The organism is Segatella copri, assembly GCF_024330485.1.
GTDB lineage: Bacteria > Bacteroidota > Bacteroidia > Bacteroidales > Bacteroidaceae > Prevotella > Prevotella copri_L.
On record NZ_JANDWX010000016.1, the window covers coordinates 55,957 to 77,794 of the forward strand.

Annotated in this window: 11 protein-coding genes; 1 reads left to right on the plus strand and 10 read right to left on the minus strand. The window is 45.5% G+C overall.

The window, feature by feature from the left end:
• Positions 1-14: 14 nt before the first annotated feature.
• The 10 genes from NNC77_RS10060 to NNC77_RS10105 all read right to left on the minus strand — a co-directional run bounded on the left by NNC77_RS10060 (position 15) and on the right by NNC77_RS10105 (position 18,717).
• Entirely contained in the window at positions 15-2,408 is a 2,394-nt protein-coding gene (locus NNC77_RS10060; RefSeq protein WP_254970726.1) for a TlpA family protein disulfide reductase, read from the minus strand.
• Positions 2,409-2,472: 64 nt separating this feature from the next.
• Positions 2,473-5,079 (minus strand): xylan 1,4-beta-xylosidase, encoded by a 2,607-nt coding sequence (gene xyl3A, locus NNC77_RS10065; RefSeq protein ID WP_254970724.1) that lies wholly within the window; start codon positions 5,077-5,079, stop codon positions 2,473-2,475.
• 114 nt (positions 5,080-5,193) lie between these two features.
• A complete protein-coding gene (locus tag NNC77_RS10070) occupies positions 5,194-7,731 on the minus strand; it encodes a glycoside hydrolase family 31 protein (RefSeq protein ID WP_254970723.1) in 2,538 nt (845 codons plus the stop codon).
• 66 nt (positions 7,732-7,797) lie between these two features.
• On the minus strand, positions 7,798-9,288 hold the full coding sequence (locus tag NNC77_RS10075) for a family 43 glycosylhydrolase (RefSeq protein WP_254970722.1): 1,491 nt from the start codon (positions 9,286-9,288) through the stop codon (positions 7,798-7,800).
• Between the two features lie 20 nt (positions 9,289-9,308).
• Entirely contained in the window at positions 9,309-10,013 is a 705-nt protein-coding gene (locus NNC77_RS10080; protein WP_254970720.1) for an acetylxylan esterase, read from the minus strand.
• Between the two features lie 13 nt (positions 10,014-10,026).
• Positions 10,027-12,537 carry a glycosyl hydrolase family 8 gene (locus NNC77_RS10085; protein WP_254970718.1) on the minus strand — a complete coding sequence of 837 codons (2,511 nt, stop codon included), beginning with the start codon at positions 12,535-12,537 and terminating at the stop codon, positions 10,027-10,029.
• A 161-nt stretch (positions 12,538-12,698) separates the two neighbouring features.
• Positions 12,699-12,902: an NTF2 fold immunity protein gene (locus tag NNC77_RS16715; protein ID WP_367398734.1), complete on the minus strand. Its 204-nt coding sequence runs from the start codon at positions 12,900-12,902 to the stop codon at positions 12,699-12,701.
• A gap of 224 nt (positions 12,903-13,126) precedes the next feature.
• On the minus strand, positions 13,127-13,654 hold the full coding sequence (locus NNC77_RS10095) for a hypothetical protein (RefSeq protein ID WP_254970715.1): 528 nt from the start codon (positions 13,652-13,654) through the stop codon (positions 13,127-13,129).
• Between the two features lie 145 nt (positions 13,655-13,799).
• On the minus strand, positions 13,800-15,596 hold the full coding sequence (locus tag NNC77_RS10100; RefSeq protein WP_254970714.1) for a RagB/SusD family nutrient uptake outer membrane protein: 1,797 nt from the start codon (positions 15,594-15,596) through the stop codon (positions 13,800-13,802).
• A gap of 19 nt (positions 15,597-15,615) precedes the next feature.
• The gene (locus NNC77_RS10105) at positions 15,616-18,717 is read right to left on the minus strand and encodes a SusC/RagA family TonB-linked outer membrane protein (RefSeq protein WP_254970713.1); all 3,102 of its coding nucleotides are present in this window, start codon (positions 18,715-18,717) and stop codon (positions 15,616-15,618) included.
• A 393-nt stretch (positions 18,718-19,110) separates the two neighbouring features.
• On the opposite strand from NNC77_RS10105, the gene NNC77_RS10110 reads away from it, so the two are divergent.
• Positions 19,111-20,985, plus strand: a complete 1,875-nt coding sequence (locus NNC77_RS10110; protein WP_437183282.1) for a sialate O-acetylesterase — start codon at positions 19,111-19,113, stop codon at positions 20,983-20,985.
• The last annotated feature ends 853 nt before the right edge of the window (positions 20,986-21,838 follow it).

Below are 21,838 nucleotides of genomic sequence, written 5' to 3' on the forward strand. Positions count from 1 at the left end.
TATCAGTATTCTTACTATCTGTTCAGTTCCTTGATGATTTTCTCCAGATTGTCAAGCTGGCGGGCATCCACTTTCACATCTACCAGATTTCCTTCCTTGTCGAAGAGACAATAGGATGGGAAGGAGCGAATGTTGAGATAGTTCTCGATGGCACTCTGCTGAGCCGCTGGCAAATTGTAGTGGGCGATATTGTCGCCAACCAGATTATTCAGTCTGATGATATTTTTCCATGACTCTTCCGGACTTCTGCTTGCCATGTATAGATATACCACATCGTATGGTGCCAAGCGTTCGAACTCTTCCTTCGAATGGGCAAGAGCCTCCTTGCAAGGGGCACACCAGGTTCCCCAGACATCCAGCAATACAAGCTTTCCCTTATAAGGTTCCAATATATGGCGAAGAAGTTTCTCACCATCGCTCATACCCTGCGGAGCTGTCATGATACTGGCAGTAATGTCCCTGTTCTGCAAAGACAGGTACTTACGGTGTTCTGCCAATACTTTCTCCCTGAGAACTTCAGAACTGATGCTGTGTTCTGCCAGGTCAAGCCCATAACTATTGAGTGGCATGGCTAGTCTTTCCAACATCTTAAGAAGGGCTTTGGAGATGATGACATCTTTCTGCTGGCTGCATCCCATGCTATCAGCTATATGCTGGGCATAATATACTTCGAGGAGAGGAGTCTCATCCTTAAGCATCTTGGCAATATCTTCTCTACCAATGATAGCCGTAGCGCGCTTGTCAAGGACTGAGTTGGAAAAAGCTTTTACTATTTTCTCCTGCTCCCTGGCATCTGTCGTCTGATATTGCTTGATAGTTATGGCATCTAGATTCTTAGCCCATTGTTCCACCGTAGCAATTTCTGAATCGGTTATCGCAATATCCCCCAGAGCCTTGTGCTTTCTCAACAGTTCCGGATAAGAATTGGTGGATAAGAATCCATAGGTCCTTCCCATGGGGGTACTGTACTTTAACCTTCTTTCCTGGCCGATGAGATCATTAGTCAGTATACTATAGTCACGAAACTGAGTATAAGGCTGCGGAATCTCCTTCCATATTTTTTCCACTTGGCTCACATATTCCTGAGGGAAAACATTGTCTTTTACGCTATATGCTCCTTGTAAGATTGATGATGCATAATTACAGAGAAGATATCGGGCAGTATAGTCCTGATAACATTTGGAGATAGATTCCGATTCATCTATCTGTTTTCGTAAGTTCCCTTCAGCCTCCTTATATCTGGATTCAAGAATCTGCATCATCTCCTGGGCTGGAACCTTATTCTCATCCTTACCTGCATAGTCTGCGTTAATCATTGGGATAGGATGCGCCAGCAGTTCGTTTTGCAAGCGACAGTTCTTGCCCATGAAGATGGAATGTCCAGACTTGAAGTCATAGAGCAGATAATAGGTCTCACCTGGCTCCAATACCGTGTTGATATAAGTATGTTTCCAGTCCATGAAAACCTCGGTAGAGTTGATGAGAGGCACTTTGATCTCAAATCTGCCAAGAGAATCGAGCTTGCTACAATTGCTCAATTCCGTGAATGTGGAAAAGAGATCATAATACTGCACACTATACTCCTGCCCTCTATCCCAAAATTCCTTAGGCATATTTCTGAGCCATCCCACAACAATAGCCGTATCGGGCTTGTTATGAGTATCCTTCAGACTTGTGGTCTCATCTTTCTGCGGATAATCCGGAAGGGTGGAAGTGGTAATGAGCGAATATTCGGCTTTCTTGCCGTTGATGCTCATCGTGCGCTTGCCATGTTGAGGTTTGTCGATGTTGACAGCCAGGTCGCTCTTGCCATCGGTAAGGATGAAAGAGTACTTGTCGCCCTTCTGATTCTTCTGCTTGTATTGCCAGTAACGGCAGTCGTAGATGGCGAAATCTTCATAGAATCCTATCTCCCAATCGCCGGTCGCATCGTTGCGCCAAAGCGAGGAGAAGAGCTGTTTGATGCGGGTATCGATATTCTCGATGCCAAATATCTTGAAGTTCTTCTTGCCGTCACCTTCCAGGAAGTCAAACTTTCGGGTCTTCTTGGGGAGCGGTGCGAAGTGGAAGACCACATCCTCCTTGCCTGAGCTAGGCGTATAGTGTTCTTCGTCAAGTTTCAGTCCATCACAGCTCTTGACGAGATATTTCTTGCCATCAGCAAGGAGATAGGTTTCCTTCACAAACTTTACCCAATAGTGTGGGGGAAAAGTGATGTGCATGAACACTCGTGTTTCATCATCTGCGAATTCCACACGATAGATGTTGAGTTGAGATTGAAAAGGATCATAAAATAGCTGATTCGATTCAGCTACCGGCTGTTCCCAGACAATAGGTTTCTTGCCATTCCCTGCCCAGCAAGTACAGAGCCAGATGGCTGCGATAAGTACACAAAGGATTCTTTTCATAATTCAATTCTTTTATTGGATTGATACTATTGAAAGCAGTATATATTAATTAGTATACCATTACTTAATATTCAATAGAAACATCCAGTTTCTTCAAATCCTTATCAGCCGAACTGCTGCCGTAATAAACCTCATACTTTCCTGCCTTGGCACGGACGGTATTGGTTGCAGCATCGAAGAGTTCGAAGTTCTTGCTGTCCAGGGTGATGACGGCTTGAGCTGTTGCACCGGCTTTTACCTCCACTCTCTCGAAAGCCTTCAAGCTCTTCAATGGTCCTTCGGTATCGGCAGGATCCTTCACATACACCTGCACAATCTCGGTTCCATCTTTCTTGCCAACATTACTTACAGGCACCTTCAAGGTAATCTTCTCACCCTTCTTCAGGATAGAGTTGGAAAGTGTAGCATCGCCAATACGGAAAGAAGTGTAGCTTAAACCATAACCGAATGGGAAGAGCGCATCGTTCATATAACGATAGGTTCTGCCTTTCATGCTATAATCCTTGAAATCAGGCAACTGATTGGAATTGCGATAGAAAGTGATTGGCAACTTGCCGGCAGGATTGTACTCACCAAAGAGCACACGAGCCACAGCCTCACCACCTTCCTGACCAGGATACCAGGCCTGGAGAATGGCATCGCAACTCTCTGTCTCTGGAGTCAAGGCGATAGCCGAACCCGAACAGTTGACAAAGACAACCTTTTTGCCCGCCTCCTTCAAAGCCTTCAGGAAATTGCGCTGAACCTTAGGCAATTCGATGTTGGTGCGGTCACCACCCTTGAAGCCAGAAATCTCGATAGGCATTTCCTCACCTTCCAACTGTGGAGAGATGCCACCTACGAAGACTACTGTCTCGCAATCCTTCAACTGCTTGAGCGAAGCCTGATAGTCGATAGGATTCTCATGACCGATATTGATCTTCATATTGGCATTATAGGTTGGCATCTCAGCATATCGTATTTCTATCTTATACTCCTTACCTTTCTCGCCCTCAAACTCGATGCGGGATTCTGCTGTGCGCCAATCGCTCTTCTCTGACTTTTTCTCACCATTCAGATAAACCTCATAATGACCGCAGGCAGCCACATCGAGTAATACCTTGGCGTTCTGCTTAGGACGGAATACGGTTTCATACTTGGCAGAAAATCCTGTGAGCTTCACGTTTGGAGCAAAGGCATGCTGACCATAGGTAGTTACCTGCACAGGATTCTTTTCCTGGGTGATGGTAACAGGCTTACCTTTCATTTCACGATTGTTCCAGAAAGTGCCCTTAAAGCCCATCTTGCCATCCATGCTACACTGGTCGAAGTAAGAATCCAAAGTCTGGTCGTTCACCAGGTCGCACCCTTTAAAGGTGACGACCTGGTTTTTCTTCAAACGACTCTTGATACCATCCAGGATGGTAATTGTCTGTCGTGGAGTACCATTATAGTTTCCCCACATCATCGGTTCGTTATCCACATTTGGTCCGATGAAAGCAATCTTCTTTACCTTTTTATCGAGAGGTAATACCTCATTCTTGTTTTGGAGCAGCGTCATGGTCTGCAGAGCCATATCGAGCGAGAGCTGGCGATGCGCCTTACTGCAAAGCACAGATACAGGAATCTTCGACCATGATACTATCTTGTTGTCATCCATCTCACCCAAGTCGAAACGACCTTCGAGCAGACGAATCACATGCTTATCAACTTCTTCTTCAGTCAGGGCACCATACTTCACAGCCTCAGGCACCGATTTATATATATAATTAAATCCACATTCTACATCGGTTCCAGCCAATACACCCTTAGCTGCTGCATTTCTGGCATTGCTCGAAACCTTATGATTCTCCCAGAAATCAGTAACAGCGCCACAGTCGGAAACTACCAGGTACTTGAATCCCCACTCATTCCTGAGAATCTGCTGCAAAAGGCGGGTGTTGCCGCAGCATGGTTCATCATCCCAACGCTGATAGGCACACATCACCTCACGCACCTTGGCATCCTGCACCAGCGATTTGAAGGCTGGCATATAAGTTTCCCAAAGGTCGCGCGGTGTAACATCGGTAATATTGTCTGTATGGCGAGCCCATTCTGGTCCGCTATGAATTGCATAGTGCTTGGCACAAGCCCAGAGTTTGCGGTATTTCGTATCTTCAGGTCCCTGCAATCCGCGCACCACGGCACATCCCATCCTACTGGTAAGATAAGGATCCTCACCATAGGTTTCCTGTCCACGTCCCCAGCGAGGATCACGGAAGATATTCACGTTTGGAGTCCAGACAGAGAGGGCATGAAAACGGGTTACATCTCCTCCCTTCTGCTGCAGTTCATTCCATTTGGCACGCATCTCATCAGATGTTGCATCAAAGACTCTATACACCATTCTGTCGTTAAACGAAGCTGCCATTCCGATAGGTTCCGGAAAGACGGTTACATCTCCCATGTTCGCCACACCATGCAGCGCCTCGCTCCACCACTGGAATCTCTTGATTCCCAATCGTGGGATAGCCGGCGAATCATCCAGCATCAGAGAAGCTTTCTCTTCCAGCGTGAGACGTCCACACAAATCTACCGCTCTCTCATGAGCCGAGAGAGCAGGATTCTGATAAGGCAACTGCTGCGCTGAAGCATTGCCGGAGGACATAGTTACCACAAACATCAAAGCTGCGTATATAACATTCTTGTTCATTGTAATTACTATTAAGCTATTAGTATATTAAATTGTTATTTGCGCTGCAAAGATAAACAAAAAAGCAGAATACTACTTTATCACAAGTATCAAATACTTTATATAATGTAACACTTACAGCTGTATCTTTACAGCCTTTCCGTCATATTCCACACTCTTGCTTGCCTGCATAGGCTGATCGCCCGCTCCACTATTGGCATCCACCAGTACGATGTGGAATCTGCGATGCTGGAGCATTCCCTTATAGCTGCCCTTGCGTGGAGCGATGTTCAGGATTCTGTCTGCTTCATTCCAAACAAACTGGATTTCCGAGAATTTACCCTTCTCGTAATTATAGTTGTCACCCTCATCCTCATAGAGCGTAAATTTACCATCAGCACCAGGATAGACACGGATTTCCAGCTCATCCCAAGGCTTCTCTGAACTATACTGCACTTCAGGACCGAATGGCAGGATGGTACCTGCCTTGATGAATACAGGCATGATGTCGATAGGACAAAGGCGCTGGATATCCTGACCGCCCTCATACTGGGTGTTGCTCCAGAAATCATACCATTTATTACACTTTGGCAAGTAAACATTCACAGGCGCAGCTGCCTTCCTTACATCAGGATAGATGGTATGGCCCTTCTTCTCCTTATCCTTCCAGGTGTATAAAGGATCGGTTACCGGCTTCACCAGAATGTTGCGGCCGAAGAGATACTCATCGTTCAGACGGGAAGCCTTCTTGTCTGCCGCATAATCCATTACCAGGGCACGCATCATGCTTCCGCTATTCTGTACACAGTCGCCAGCCGTACTGTAGATATAAGGCAAAAGGCGATAGCGCAGCTTGATGGCCTTAATCATAGCATCATAAGCCCAGTCGCCCTGCTTTCCGAATTCATACAGTTCGCTTACCATCGGCGAAGAACAGTGGTTGCGCATCAATGGCATGAAGGTTCCCCACTGCATCCAGCGGGTCTGCAGTTCCTGAATGGCAGGATTCTTTGGATTCTGTTCAAACTCCCAGTAGAAGAAGCCTCCCAGGTCGGTGTTCCAGAATGGGATACCGCAGAGCGAGAAGTTCAAGCCCGATGGAATCTGATTTTTCATCTCGTTCCAGGAAGCCACCACATCACCGCTCCAGCAGATGGTGCCATAATGCTGAATACCGAGACTGCCGCTTCGGGTCATCTGGAGCGAACGCTTTGTGTTGCCCTTCATCGCTCTCTGATGCTCGTAGATGCTCTTGTTGTGTAACAATGGGAAGGCGTTCTTCACGCCCAACCATGAACCATCGAAGGTCTGATAGTTCTCATCGCCCGGCTTCTCAAAATGGTCTGGCTCCGTAGAATCGGTCCACCAGGCATCGAAGCCCATCTGGTAGAGGTGGGTAAGATACTTCCAGTAGAGGTTGCGAGCCTTCGGATTGAAGACATCGTATGGCATCACGCCACTGTTTCTTGGCCACGTTTCAAAAGGAAGGAGGGCATTCATCTTCTTCAGTTCACGATACTGCTCTGTCCAAGGACCGAAACTTGCCCAGATGGAAATCATCAGATGGGCATCGTTCTTGTGAACATACTTCACCATCTCTTCCGGACTCTTCAGGCGGGGTTCTCCCTGAGCCTTCATCTGCTTCATATCGGTAGGAAGATACTTGGCATAGGCTGGGTCGCCCACCTTATTTATATAGTATGGGTTCTGGAACTTCATCGCATTCCAGTTGGAGTCGCATCCCCAATACTGCCAGTCCTGCACGATGGCATCAGTAGGAATCTTCAGTTCGCGATACTTGTCCAACACGCCAGCCAGTTCATCGCTGGTCTTATAGCGCTCGCGGCATTGCCAGAAGCCCATCGCCCATTTCGGGAACATTGTAGCCTGTCCGGTGAGTTCACGGATGCTGGCGATGACTCCATCTTGCGTACCATCCTTATACATGAAATAGTAGTCGGCGCAGGTTCCCACTTCGCTGGTAAAGGAAGTGCATGATGGCTGGTTGCCATTATCCTTGGATGCTACGATATCATTGAAATAGGTTTTTCCTGCATTGTCCCAGTAAAGACCATAGCCCTTCTCACTGGTGAAATAAGGGATGGCGATATAAGTATTATTGTTCCAGAGTACGATATTCTGGCGGCCACGCTGATTCATATAAACATCACGCAGCTGTCCCAGACCATAGATGGCCTCGTCGTCGGCAAGACGGAAGTTCTGCTCAATGCGGTACTTGCCCTTGTTGGTCTCATCCTTGCGAGCTTCCAGACGGGTCTTCGTATCGGTAAGCAGCAACTTTCCATCCTTCGAAAGGAAGCGGATTTCGCCAGTCTGCTGGTTCAGTTCGACGCAAATGAATTTAGATTTAACATTTACAATATCTCCGTTTTTCTGTATTTGAACGCCCTTCATCTGCTGAGGTTTCAAGATGACAGAATAGCTTTTCTTCTGAACAGGAGCACCAAGTCCGGCATCAGATTTCAAGATGCGGACGATGGATGGAGAATAGAATTCGATGGTTACATTCTGCTGAGCCACCTGACGGGTGATAGACTTGGCAGCCGTACCTTTCTGGGTACCTGCCACCTTTACGCTCTTGGCGCTGAGTTCACTTGGAACACCAACGACAGCGATGCCCAAAAGGGCAATGAGAGATAAATTCTTTAGCATACTTTTGTTTATTTTATTAGAGGGTTTATGATTGGGACGCTTCTCGATTGTCAAATCATCATGAATTTATTGTTGCCTGAAATTCCATTTAGAATTATCGCTGTTGAAATCGAAGGGAGCCAAGCCTGGAGTACAGTCGCCGAGTGAAACCAATGCCAGTTTCTCTTCTGTGCCTGGCACAGCCTTAGGCATGATGCGATAGGTACCATCGGTGAGCTGTTCGATACGCCAAAGCTGGGCATCTTCACCCGTAAACTCAGGTTTGGCGATGACATCATGCTGAGCGGTTGCGGTAAGGTAGCGAGTAGTGCCTTCTATGCAGATTTTATAATAAGGACCACCCAGATAACCACCCTTTCCGGCAGGCATGATACTCCACTTCTGATGAGGACGGAACATGTAATCGTTCATTCTCACCTTTACCTCGCCCTTAGGCCATTCTGCCTCTACCTCCTTCAAGGTCTGAGGTTCGATATTCTTCAGAGGCTTGGTTGGCTTAATCCAGAAAGGTTCGATATCACGTTGCATTCTCACGAAATCTACGGCAATCTCCAGGGCATAGCCTCTTCGTTCCGATTCTATCTCGTAGGTTCCGGCATGAAATTCATCACCAGCCACAGGCCAGTCGTTCTTCCACAACAAAGGACGGATAGCCAACACGCTTCGTCCTCCCTGTCTGAAATCAGACTCATAGTGGAACGACATCTTTTCAACACCCTCTTCCTCAATATAGCGTCCGAAGTGACCGGGACCCGTCTTCAGATTATTGGCAGCAATCACCATTTTTCCACCGCCCTGCAACATCTCTCTGCCCACATTATCTACGTATGGACCGGTTATCTTTCGCGAACGTCCCACCACGATATTGTAGGTAGAATTAGGACCATCGCAACAGGTGCCATGGGTGCCGAGAAGATAATACCAGCCGTTGCGGTAAATCAAATCAGTAGCCTCGCAGTCGATGGCGATATTGACGGGTTCGTTGCCTTCCATCCGCTTACCCGTCTTCGGGTCAAGTTCTACCAGACGGATAAATCCGAAATAGGTACCATAACTGAGCCAGAGTCTGCCGGTAGTAGGGTCGAGCAACAAGCCCGCATCAATGGCATCACAGTCTTCATCATCCAATGAAGAAGCAACCACCACCGGTTCAGTATATTTGAAATCAGGCGATTTCGGATCAAGCGTTTTGTTCCACATCGTCAGGACATCACCGCGATGACTGCCTCCCAATCCACCACCCGTAGCACTGTAGGCTACAAGATAACGGTCGCCAATCTTCAACACATCAGGAGCCGCTCCTCTTCCGGGACGAACAGCACCACCCTGCCAGGTCCAGCCATCCTCCGACCAGATGCCGCCTTCACCCGTTCCAAAGGTATAATACTTTCCATCACACAGGGCAATGGTAGAAGGGTCATGAATGAAAGGTTCGCCCACCTGGGCTTCTGCCTCGTAAGCAGAAGAAGACAACAAGGCAACCAAAGCAGCGACATAAAGTTTCTGCTGAGCAGCAACCGGGCTAAAATATCTGAAAACTAAATTGTTCTGTTTCATAACTTTCTTTATTGATTGCACTACTTCACGTGAATAGACAGGTTTCTGACAGGCTTGCCTAGTCCGTCGATGAATCGGACACAGAAGTCACTCATACCAGGTCCATTGATTACCGCACCACGAAGGATATTTCTACCTTTCTTCAAGGTAAGTTTCTTCGAAACCACATCATCGCGAACCATTCTTCGGTCGCCTTCGAGCATCACCGCCTCCTCACCATTGAGCCACCACATGGAAGCACCATTCGAGCCAACAGACAAGCGGACGTCTTTCATCTCCTCAGGGCAATCGATAATGGTAACCGCCCAGAACAAGACACCATACTTGGGCTTCTTAAATGAAGTAGCGAAACGGAAAAGCTTCACATTAAACAGTTTACTGTCCAGCGCATGCCATTTCAGTTTTTCCTTGCCCACCTTCACGACGGCTCCATCCTTAGGAACTGTTTCCATCTGTTTAGGGAAATACTGCGTATGGAATATCTCCTTCAGATAAGAATCTGTAAAAACGACATTGCTCTTGACCGGCATAGAGATTGGCTCCAGGAGCAACCATCTCTGAATAAAGCCAGCCGCATTAGGCATGACAGCCTGCTTGCCGACTGGTCCGAAATAAGGATTGATGTCTGCAGGTAAATTCCTATTTTGGGCATCCGCAGAGGAATGTCCAAAAAGGAATACACATAAACAAAACAATCTAACTATTTTATTAAAAAATTTGTACATAGACTATTCATTATTATTGAGGTTCGATAATCTGATAACGGCCACTCAGATGCATGAAGGCGAAGAGACGCAACAGTCCGTCGTAGTAGCCATCGAAGAAGCCTTCTTTGTCTGGCTCATGCTTGGCATTCCAGAAATGACTGACGAATTCCCTGCCCTTCACATGATTGCTGACCAATGAAGCCGCAGCCGAAGTGGCAACAAAACCGATAGAATGGCGGAGTGCCTTAGGAGCCGTACCTGCCGGCAGAATATCTTCTACCATCGTTCCATCTACATTATACTGGTCCAGGAAAGAATCAATGCCCTTACTATACAGGAAGTTCTGCAGCGTATTGGCATATTTCTGCTGCCACTCCTTATCCTTGCAAGCCCAGGAATAATCGAGCGCTATGTTCATAGGCACTCGCCATGAGTCATAACGGAATGCATCACCCAATAACCGACCGGTCTTCATCAGACTGCCATCATAGTTGCAATAGTCCGGATTCAAGCCCGTCTTCTCATTGATACACTTATGCAGGAACTCACGGCTTTTCTCAGCACACTCCTTCCAGAACTGGGAACGTCCGTCGTTAGCCCATTTCGCCCAAACCTCATAAAAGGCAGGGAGATGGTAAGAAGGGTCGGTAAACTTCCCGCCCCAATGATCGGGCGTAAAGGTGATGAGCTGATGTTCGAGATTGATGAGCGGAGCTGTGCGGTCCATTCCCGCCTTCTGCATGCTGCAATCCAGAATATGCTGCGCTTCCTTCAGATAGTTGATGCCCGTATCATTGCCCCATCGGTTGGATGCAAAGATGAGCGAAGTTACGAAATAGAGTTCACCATCCGATGCGGCTCCCTGCGCATTTCTCGTTCCATCAGTCTTGCAGCTCCATGCGAAATAGCCCTTATAAGGTCCTTCCTGATGCTGCATGTATTTCTTGCTCCATCGCCAGAGGCGGTCGAAGATGTCCTTCTTGTCAAACTGCACGGCAGCCATCATTCCATACGACATGCCTTCGGTTCTCACATCATTGTTCTTTATATCGCTGACATATCCCATGGAATCGCCTACCTCGAAATAAACCTTGTTCTTACCGTAGAATACATCATTGAACACTTCGTTCACCTTCCTGTCAATATCAGCCTGCTTATAGCCCATCTCGGTAAAGAGATTACGATACTGGTGAGTTTCGAAAGCACCCTTTTCCCAAGGCAACGCATCGAAGCCCAGCCAGTCAACCTCAACATCGGCTCCACTCTGCAAGGATACATGGAGAGCATGAACGCCCTGAGGAGCATGGAGCACCTGGGCTCGGATATTCTTCCAGCCAGCCGACTTTGGAATCTTCACCTTAGCGATGATATTACCCTTCTTGCCATCGGCTCTGACTACGAGCACACCGCCCTTAACCGACTTGGCACGAACGGTGATTTCTTCCACCTTCTCATTACCGAAATCCACCTTATTATATATAAGAGCTGTATTCGATTTAGAGAAGAGAGTCTTCCAGCCGGCAAAACAGTTGTTCTTATCCAGATAATCAATACCAATACCCTTGCCATGCAACGCAGAATAGCGGTCAATCTGAATACGCGAACGAGCGTTCGTCAATCCCACACCTCTTAGCGTAGGTATCACCTTCTGTATCGTTCCGTCGGGATTGAAGCTCAGAGAGTCGATTCGCACCGAGCGGTTCTTGTCGAACTTAGGCGAATAATCATTATGGTGATAGAAGAGATACCACTGACCCTGATATTCCACGATGCTATGATGATTGGTCCAGCACTTCGTAGGCGATTCGTCCATGATGATGCCCTTGAACGTGAAAGGTCCCATCGGATGGTCAGCCATGGCATAAGCCAGCGTTTCAGTTCCATTCTTTTCACGAACCCAAGGGAAGGTGAAATAATACTTGCCGTTACGCTCGAAGGCAAACGGTCCTTCCTTGAATCCCTCAGGCAACCCCTCTACCAGTTTGGGTTCCGAGGCAAGTTCCGTCATGTTTGGTTTCAGCTTAGCCATGTGCAAACCAGCTCCAGCCCAGTAGATATAAGCCTGTCCGTCCTTATCTATCAGCACACAAGGATCTATGCCGTGCACACCCTCTATGGGTTTCCACATCGGCATAAACGGTCCTTCGGGCTGGTCAGCAACCGCCACACCTATTCCGAATCCCTTCTCCTCCCCTTTCGGAGCAGCAGGGAAATAGAAGTAATATTTCCCGTCTTTCTCTACACAGTCAGGAGCCCACATCGTATAACTGCCGTCCTGTACCCAAGGTACTTTATCCTGCGAAACGATGACTCCATGATCCTGCCACTCCGTAAGATTAGTGGAAGAGAAAACGTGATAATCTGCCATGCAGAACCATTCCTTCAGTTTCTCGATAGGACTCGGAATATCATGAGAAGGATAAAGATATACCTTCCCGTTGAATACGCGAGCCGTAGGATCAGCAGAAAACTGGCTATTGATGATTGGATTCTGCGCCAAGGCTGTGTCATAAGACAATACAGCCAAAGCAATGCATCTCATTATTTTTCGAACATTCATTCTTTTATATTAAAATTATTAGTTGATGCTGCAAAATTACATATTTTCCTTCATATACACTTTGTCTCATGTTGCAAAAACTTTATCTTGTTTTTCCGTACCCTTATTGGAAGGGGCAAATTAAATCTATAAATACCCAACCGTCATTTTGTATGGCGAATATATTGTATTTGCCCATCATCTTTTTTAATCACGATAATGGCTGTACCACCTGTCATATTTGGTGGCAACGAACCTTCTATTTGCCAGAATCTATTATTTATCAAAGAAATTTTCAAGGGAAGTTCTGAATTGGCAAGTTTTGCCCCACACGCCCTGAAAGGGCAGAAGCCCCTAGCCCAGGGCATCGCCCTGGGTAATTACGGACGCAAACCTGTCGCCCTGTAAGGGCAAAAGCTTTAAAATACTGGGCAATTTATAAGGCTTTTGCCCTTACAGGGCGCCTTGCTGATTGCTATTATACCCAGGGCGATGCCCTGGGCTAGGAGCTTCTGCCCTTTCAGGGCGTGCTGCTTCTGGAGCTTTTGGGCCTTCAGCACGTACTTGAACCACATGCGAAAGTTCAGCTATATTATTTTTCTATCAATGTATCTCGTTTAATTTTTGGCATTACAAGCGTATCGGGTTGATAATTAACCAAAACACTATCTCGATGTCTTTTATACATCCTTGATCTTTTGGTATAATTAATAAATGGAGTTTTATTTATAAACATCGTATCACTAGCATTTTCTGAATTAACAATTGGTACAGAATCCCGAACAGCATAACAAATCGAGATAGTATCTTTGCTTTTCATATGTTTATCAAACATATATACATTCTCACTAGCTGCAATTTTATATACATTTCCACTAGAAAAAGAGAATCCCAAAGGAGATTGTATCAAATCCTCATAAAAAGGACCTACCCAATATGAACCTTTAATGCGATTATACCATATTGGTAAATCTTTAGAATTTACAATCAAATAAGAATTCTTACCCATTGGATATCTTTCCAAGTCTTTAACTATAAAAGAAACCATATGTCGTTCTCTTCTCTCCTGTGTACAAGAAAACATACAAAATAACAGCATAAATACAATTAAATTTTTCATTATTCTAATGATTCATGTTTTCATACGTAAATTCCTTTAAAGAAGAAAAAAAAAGGGAGTGCTTTTTTTCAAAACACCCCCTAATTGTCAAACAATCTATAGTTCTTTAAACTAAAAACACTATATTAACAAAACAACTTCATGATTACCAACCAGGATTCTGCTTCAGGTTAGGGTTCTTATCCAACACGGTCTGTGGATAAGGGAAGAACTCATGCTTGCCCTCCTTGAAACCTACCTTGAAAGTAGTCTCAGGAGTGTTGGTCGTATAGAAACGGCTGTTTGCTTCTGTTCCATGCTCCCAAGTTACATCCTGGTCGTCTGCCTTTGGAGCTCTGAAAACCTTATCAAACAAATGTGGCACGACTGTACCAGCCTTAGTCAAACGCTCTTTGGCCTTTGTATCATTCCATCGCATGATATCGAACCAACGACAGCCTTCAAGCCAAAGTTCATATGACTTTTCTTTCTTCAACACATCCATATCAACAGTTTCACTGACTGTCTTTGAACCGGCGCGCTCCTGAATCTTATTGATATATATCTTAGCTTCATCCAGATCGCCTGTCTGAATACAAGCCTCTGCATAATTGAGCAAAACCTCAGCGTAACGCATGACAAGATAATTATTCAAGCGAATGTTATCACCATATTTCTTGCCTTGAGTATCAGGAGCTCTCATTATTTGCTTGAACGCCAACCAGGTAGAGTTGCCGTAGAGTCCCTGAACAGGGTCATTGATGCCAATCTTGTCACTGGTTTTCTTCTGCTCGTCAGTCATATTATCGATTTCTTTCTTGCCGTAAGGCATATGATAAACCGCATCATCAATATGCTTTAAAGTAGCATTCAAGCGATAAGAGTGATCACCATCATTTTTATAGAACTCGTCACCAAACCACTGAGGCACGCCAAGGCCACCCCAGCCATCAACGCCGCCACAATAAACCTTGTTAGGAGAAACCACAAAGTGATCAGCACGCCAATCCCAATAGTTGGTCTCCATCCAGCTAGAACGCTGAATCATACCACCCCAATTGGACTTACCTGTATTATACTCGAAGTTGATTTCAAATACCTTCTCCTCGTTGGCATCACCCTCGATATGGAAGTTGTCGGCATATTTCTCACCAGGAACAAGATCATACTTCTCCGAGTCTATAACCTTTTTAAGGGCAATTTTAGCCTTGTCATACTGCTTGGCGAAAAGGTAAGCCTTTCCGGCAAGAGCCCATGCAAAGCCCTTGGTTACCTTCACTGCTCCATCCTTGTCATCCTTACTTTTACGCTCATCCAAATCGTTGGCAGCATTCTCACATTCCTGCGCAATCCACTCTATCAACTGTTGGTGATTCATAGGATGCTCAGGATCCTTATCACAATTAAAAGGCTGTGCAGTAGGATCCAGAGCTTTAGTTACCAATGGTGGAGTACCCCAGAGATTAGCCAACAGGAAATAATCATAAGCACGAAGCACACGAGCCTCTGCGGCACAACGTTTCTGCACAGCGGTAGTACCCTTGGCAAAGTGATCGAGTACAAGGTTACAGGTATATACAGAGTGATAGAGGCCTGTGTACATATGCTTTGGCACTTCAGCCTCAGCATCATAATAGAACTGATTGAGCATGATACCAAACGTATTATCACCAGAGTTGGCACCTGCTGCCAACACATCGTCTCCACACTCATTGAGTATCAGTTTCAATGGAGTATAAATACTTGGGCCACCACCATCGTGGTTACGTCCCACCACATTACACATAAAGCCTTCGTATGCAGCAACGAGGGCTGCCTCTGCATCAGCATCGGTCTTATAGAAGTTCTCGGTATATATTACACCCTTCTGCTCTATGTCAAGCTGATCCTCACAAGATGTCGTGAGCGTCATTGTTCCTGTGGCAGCAAGAGCCAATATTGTTGAAAATAATATTTTCTTCATTGTTTTTGAATATTAAAGGTTAGAATGTTACATTGATACCAAATACCACCTTCTTGGAAGTTGGATAAGTACCATTATCAAAACCACGAGATGCGCCACTATTCATAGAAGCGGTCTCCGGATCAGCACCAGGATACTTGGTGATGGTGAAGAAATCATCTAGTGAGCAATATACACGAAGATTGCTGATACCTGCCACGCTAGAGATAGCCTTTGGCAATGTATAGCCCAACTGAATCTGCTTGATCTTGAAATATGAGCCACTGAACACAGCTGCATCAGAACTGAAGAACTTCCAGTCTGTAGCAACCTTTTTCATATCAGGATATTTAGCATTGGTGCGGTCTGCTCTCCAAGAATCCTTCCAGTAGGTATCAATTCCATTGATCAACGGACGGTCAGCAGAAACCATCAAGTTGTAAATCTTGTTGCCAGCAGAGCCTGTTCCAAATACGGTGAGGTCAAAGCCCTTATATTCTGCATTAAGAGTAATACCATAAGTAAACTTAGGAATACCTGAGCCCAAATCCTGCTTATCTTCATCGGTTGGAGCTGAAGTTGTTTCGCCATTCTTATTATAATAGAGAGCGCTACCATCTTCGGCTACACCTGCATACTTGTAACCACGGAAATACCATACCTGATGGCCAGCCTCGAATGTAGGCTTAAGCTGGTTATTGAATCCATCGATACCTATTTCGGTCAAACGGCTTACAAGGTTAGAAACCTCCTTCACCTCATTCTTCAGAGTTGAACCATTTACGGTCACACTATACTTAAAGTCCTTGATGTGATCTCTCCAACCCAACTCGAAATCAAGACCAGAGTTAAGTACCTTACCTGTATTAACAACTCTCTTGTTTACACCAATCTCTGGAATAGGAGTGATTTCAATCAAGAGGTCCTTGGTTGTCTTACGATACCAGTCTAAGCCCAAAGTCAAACGGTCGTTAAGGAATCGCGCATCAAGTCCAAGGTCAACCTGCTCTGAAGTTTCCCACTTCAAGTCTGGGTTAGCAAGTCCAGAAGGCTTAGAACCTAAAGTCAGCTTACCATCTCCGATAGAAGGATTATACTGATAGAAACTCTGATTAAGAGCTATGGTAGAAGCATAACGATAATCGCTCAAGATATTGACGTTACCATTCTGACCCCAAGAACCACGAAGTTTCAAGAAAGAAATGGCATCACGGCTTATATTGTCCTTGAAGAACTTCTCATTGCTGATAGCCCATCCTGCTGAAACTGATGGGAAATTACCCCAACGTGCCTTCTTTGAAAGTTTTGATGTATCGAAAGCATCACGACGGAAGTTAACCTGCATGAAGTAACGGTTGTCATAGCTGTAAGATACACGGCCAAAGTAAGATAACTCTGTTGCATCTGAAGGAGCGTTACCTACATTCTTGGTTGCATCAGCCAACAAGTAGTTGATGTAATGGAAGTTTGGCTCATAAGATGTGAGTATGTTACCTCCTGTAGAACTGATGGAACTGTTATCCCAATGATTCTTGGTAAACGACATACCTGCCATGGCACCAATAGTGTGCTTGCCGATTGTTGTCAAATAGTTGGCAAAGTTCTCCCACTGATAGTACAAACCATTATTGGTATTCGCTTCAATGGTATAGTTTTCACTATGTGCCATAGATGTTAACCAATATGGAGTCTCGTAGTTATGATAGTTACTCTGAGTGATACGATAACCTAAGCGAGAAGTAAATGTAAAGCCCTTGAATGGCTTGATATTGGCAGCAACGGTACCACGTACATTGATACCAGAATTCCATGTGTCATGACGGTCGCGCTGATAGAGAGGGTTACCAGTAGCATCTTCTACATATTTAGAAGTACCATAGTAGTCATTGTTATGGCTTGGATCTCTTGGAACTGGGCCACCGGCTTCTACCTTTGCCTTCATGCCAGGAGCCAAATCCTCCACATTACTGATATAAGCTGGAGTCAAAGGATCGATAGAAACCACAGAGTTCAGCAATGAACCATAACCCTTGGTCACACCTTTGGTCTTCCACTTTTCAAAAGATGTATTAGTAGTCACGTTCAACCACTTATAGATATCATAGTCGGCATTGATCTGACCAGTGAAACGCTTATAAGTATCCTTGCTACCTTTAACGATACCATCATTGTTCAGGATATTCAAGCTGGCGAGGAAACGTCCCTTACCGTTACTTGCCTGCAAGGTGAGACTATGCTGGTGAGCCAGACTGTTCTCAAACACCTCGTCATACCAGTTGGTGTTCTGACCATTATAGTTGTTCTTCTTCAGAAGATCATCGTTCAAGTCGCCCAAATACTTGTGATACTCTATATACTCAGGAGCATCAAAGATATCAGCCCTCTTTCCCAACGACTGGATGGTGAACTTGCTGCTATAGGAAATCTGAGCCTTACCGCCATTGGCAGCACCCGTCTTGGTAGTAATGATAACGACACCATTACCCGCCTGCGCACCATAGATGGCAGCAGAAGCGGCATCCTTCAATACCTCCATGCTTTCAATCATAGATGGATCCAGGTACTGGATGTTATCCACCTTCAGACCATCGACAATGAGCAACGGACCGATATTACCACTATTAGAAGAATAACCACGGATACGGATATCGGCAGCCTCACCCGGACCACCCGAGTTGATAATCTGCACACCGGCAGCCTTACCCTGGAGGGCAGCACCGGCATCGGTTGCTGACAAACCCTTGATGTCATCGCTCTTGATAGATGCAACTGCACCAGTCAGGTCGCTCTTCTTCTGAACGCCATAACCGATGACAACGACATCATTAAGAACTTTAGAATCATCCTTCAAGGTAATGGAAAGGGTTTTACCAGCCTCAGCTTTCACGGTCTTAGGCTCCATACCCACATAGGTAATTGTCAATGTTGCATCAGGTGCAGCATCAATGCTAAACTTACCATCCAAGTCGGTAATAACACCCAGCTTGCTACCATCTACTTTAACAGTAGCACCAATCACAGGTTCTCCACTTGGATCAGTCACTATACCTTTTACTATGCTCTGAGCCGAAACTCCCAAAGGAAGCAAACAGAGCAGGAATAGCAAAACAAACGGCTTTTCAATCATTTTTAAATTCTTCATCTTAAAAATAGATTAATAGTTTTACTTACTAGTCAGTTGTTTAATATTACATTATTATATATACATCCTAAATTCTCTAAAATTTCATTAAGGATGCTGAAACACGTCGCAAAAATAGATAAAAACATTAAAACGCATTTTATCTCAAGTAACAAATACTTTATCACAAATAACATCTACCCAAAAAGAGACAAAATGAAACATATTCTGAGACCTGAGAAAAAAGAATCACCTTATTATATAACAAAGGGAAAAGTTATTGATATATGAGACAAAGCACGTATGGAAATCTTTTCATAACTTTGCAAACAGAACAGAAGATGAAAATCAATCTAATAATTTAATTAAATATAAACAATGAATAGATTATCAATCTTAGCATCGATGCTCGCGATGGCGTGCCTACCTATGATGGCACAGAAAACGGGCAGTAAGGTTCAGGAAAAGCCTGATCCTAATTTTCAGATTTATCTCTGCTTCGGACAGTCGAACATGGAAGGAAATGCGGCTATCGAAGACATCGACCGAACGGGCGTAAACCCGAGATTCCAGGCTATGTATGCCGTGGATGATGAAAAGGCGGGATGGAAGAAGGGACAATGGCACACCGCCGTGCCGCCACAGGCAAGACCCTCTACAGGACTGACTCCTGTTGACTATTTCGGAAGAAAGATGGTGGATAACCTGCCAGACAGCATCAAGGTGGGAACCATCACCGTGGCCGTGGGCGGAGCCAGCATCGACCTCTTCGATAAGCGTACCTATAAGACTTATCTCAAGAAACAACCCGACTGGATGAAGAACTTTGCATCCCAGTACAACGGAAATCCATACGGCCGACTGATAGAACTGGCAAAAATAGCCAAGAAGCAGGGTGTTATCAAGGGCATTCTCCTACATCAGGGCGAAACCAACAACGGCGATGCCAACTGGCCTAACCGTGTAAAGACTGTTTATAACGACATCTTAAAGGATTTGAATCTGAAGGCAGAAGACGTACCTCTGCTCGTAGGCGAAACCGTACAGAAGGATATGGGCGGAAAATGCTGGGCACATATCGCCATCGTTGATGATATTGCCAAGACCATTCCTACAGCCCACGTCATTTCTTCAAAGGGCTGTCCACAGCGTGGCGACGGTCTACATTTCATTGCAGAAAGCTACCGCACCATGGGCAAGCGCTATGCAAACATGATGCTCGCCCTGCAGGGAATCATTCCAGACAGCAACTATCCGCGTGTAGATAAGGACCGCAGAGCTTATGTAAAGCTCCATGCTCCTGAGGCAAAGAAAGTAATCTTCGACATCTGCGGCAAGCAATATGAGATGAAAAAGGATTTGGATGGCGACTGGTACGGCGTGAGCGATCCGCTGGTAGTAGGATTCCACTACTATTTTCTGAATGTAGATGGCGTGCAGGTAGTTGACCCTGCCAGCGAAACCTACTTCGGCTGCTGCCGTGAAGCAGGCGGTCTGGAAGTACCAGAAGGAGCAGAAGGCAACTACTATCGTCCTCAGCAGGACGTAGCCCACGGTCAGGTTCGCTCAGTATCTTACTATGCAGCCTCTCAGAAGCAGTTCCGCCGCGCCATGGTTTACACCCCTGCCGAATATGAAACCAACACCACCAAGCGCTATCCTGTGCTCTATCTGCAGCATGGCATGGGCGAAGACGAAACGGGCTGGAGCAAGCAGGGAATGATGCAGCACATCATGGACAACCTGATAGCAGAAGGCAAGGCTGAGCCTATGATTGTTGTCATGGAGAGTGGCGATGTAAAGAAGCCTTTCGTTGCCCGTCCAGGCAAGAATGTAGATGAAGAGCGCAGCCACTATGGAGCTTCTTTCTATGATGTGATTATCAAGGATCTGATTCCGATGGTTGACAAGACATTCCGCACTTATACCGACCGCGAGCATCGTGCGATGGCAGGATTGTCATGGGGCGGTTGCCAGACATTCAATACGGTATTGCCTCACATGGACAAGTTCTCTGCCCTTGGAACCTTTAGCGGTGCACTCTTTGGCGTGGATGTAAAGACCTGTTTCAATGGAGTTTTTGCTGATGCAGAGAAATACAACAAGAACATTCATTATATGTTTATGGGCTGCGGTTCGGAAGAGAACTTCGGTACCGAGAAGATGGCACAGCAGTTGAAGGAACTGGGCATCAAGCTCGATGTTTATGTATCACCAGGCACTCATCATGAGTGGCTCACCTGGCGCCGCTGCTTCAAGGAATTTGTTCCTCACCTCTTTAAGTGGTAAACAAACTATCAGACATAATAAATCCCAGAACCGCTTGGAAGAGCGATTCTGGGATTTATTTATATACTTCTTGCCATTGAATTCCCGCACTGAAATTACGTCACGACGTATCTTTTACTACGTCCGGACGTAACTTTTGCTGCGTCGGGACGCATTTTTTACTGCATCAGGACGTAGCAAATCCCTCAAAAACACCGTTATTTTGCTGATTTTATGCCAAAAGTGGTAATAGGTGGCAATAAGGTGACAATAAAAACACCCCTTATTGCCACCCGTTATCCTCTAATAATCAAAGAGTTAAGTATAAGTGTGGCAAATGTGGCATTAAATTAGAAAAAAATACACATGTAATACTACAGGATACTGATATAGCTCAGTCAGCTAACCCAAGTAGTTCAATCAGCTAACCCAAGTAGTTCAATCAGCTAACCCAAGTAGTTCAGTAAGCTAACTCAAGTGACTCAATCAGCTAACTCAAGTGACTCAATCAGCTGACGCAGATATCTCGACAAGCCGAAGGATACGTCTCCGTTAGCCTACGGAGTCGTATCCGTAACCCAATGCAGTCGTATCCGTAACCCAATGCAGTCGTATCCGTAACCCCACGCAGCCATATCTGTAGGCAAACGGAAGCACATCATGGCAAACTATCAGACATAATAAATCCCAGAACTGCTTGGAAGAGCAATTCAGGGATTTATTATACCATTTGTTTAATATTTATATTATATAGATTCACTGCTGTCCCGTTTAGAAATCGTCGGGGCTGAAAAGGCTAGGATATAGCCAATCCTCCGTCTCTTCTGTTGGAACAGCTTTGTTAAACAAATCATTTAAAGGAGTCTTGTCCGTA

Excerpts from the sequence above, each read along its gene's own strand:
- NNC77_RS10060 (WP_254970726.1), bottom strand. The coding sequence starts at position 2,408 with ATGAAAAGAATCCTTTGTGTACTTATCGCAGCCATCTGGCTCTGTACT.
- xyl3A (WP_254970724.1), bottom strand. The coding sequence starts at position 5,079 with ATGAACAAGAATGTTATATACGCAGCTTTGATGTTTGTGGTAACTATG.
- NNC77_RS10070 (WP_254970723.1), bottom strand. The coding sequence starts at position 7,731 with ATGCTAAAGAATTTATCTCTCATTGCCCTTTTGGGCATCGCTGTCGTT.
- NNC77_RS10075 (WP_254970722.1), bottom strand. The coding sequence starts at position 9,288 with ATGAAACAGAACAATTTAGTTTTCAGATATTTTAGCCCGGTTGCTGCT.
- NNC77_RS10080 (WP_254970720.1), bottom strand. The coding sequence starts at position 10,013 with ATGTACAAATTTTTTAATAAAATAGTTAGATTGTTTTGTTTATGTGTA.
- NNC77_RS10085 (WP_254970718.1), bottom strand. The coding sequence starts at position 12,537 with ATGAGATGCATTGCTTTGGCTGTATTGTCTTATGACACAGCCTTGGCG.
- NNC77_RS16715 (WP_367398734.1), bottom strand. The coding sequence starts at position 12,902 with ATGCCCTGGGCTAGGGGCTTCTGCCCTTTCAGGGCGTGTGGGGCAAAA.
- NNC77_RS10095 (WP_254970715.1), bottom strand. The coding sequence starts at position 13,654 with ATGAAAAATTTAATTGTATTTATGCTGTTATTTTGTATGTTTTCTTGT.
- NNC77_RS10100 (WP_254970714.1), bottom strand. The coding sequence starts at position 15,596 with ATGAAGAAAATATTATTTTCAACAATATTGGCTCTTGCTGCCACAGGA.
- NNC77_RS10105 (WP_254970713.1), bottom strand. The coding sequence starts at position 18,717 with ATGAAGAATTTAAAAATGATTGAAAAGCCGTTTGTTTTGCTATTCCTG.
- NNC77_RS10110 (WP_437183282.1), top strand. The coding sequence starts at position 19,111 with ATGGCGTGCCTACCTATGATGGCACAGAAAACGGGCAGTAAGGTTCAG.